The sequence below is a fragment of the Staphylococcus auricularis genome (assembly GCF_051172115.1).
GTDB classification, from domain to species: Bacteria; Bacillota; Bacilli; order Staphylococcales; family Staphylococcaceae; genus Staphylococcus; species Staphylococcus auricularis_A.
On sequence record NZ_JBPIZN010000022.1, the window covers coordinates 1 to 430 of the forward strand.

Below are 430 nucleotides of genomic sequence, written 5' to 3' on the forward strand. Positions count from 1 at the left end.
TTTGCTACGCTCAGCAAATGCATCACCTACTGGCGGTTTGATTAAATCCGGCGGTGTCCCTGGTATCGCAAGTAATTCGGTATTAATATCTGTTTCCATGTCAGGCATAGAAGATAATAATCCCCAAGTATATGGATGGCGTGGATCATAGAATATTTCATCGACTACACCTGACTCCACCATTTGACCTCCATACATCACGGCAACTTTATCAGCTACATTGGCTACCACGGCTACCACACCCAAGTCATGGGTAATGAAGATGATCGAAGTATCGATTTTAGCTTGTAATTCTTTCATTAAATCGAGAATTTGGGCTTGCATCGTAACGTCTAATGCCGTCGTCGGTTCGTCGGCGATTAAAATCTTAGGTTCACAAGCAAGTACGGTAGCGATAACGATACGTTGACGTTGTCCACCTGAAAATTGG

Annotated in this window: 1 protein-coding gene; it reads right to left on the bottom strand. The window is 43.5% G+C overall.

The annotated features are described in order from the left end of the window. Positions 1-430, bottom strand: a 430-nt coding sequence (locus tag ACSBRB_RS10625) for an oligopeptide/dipeptide ABC transporter ATP-binding protein (protein WP_435032728.1), incomplete at both ends; no start/stop codon positions are given.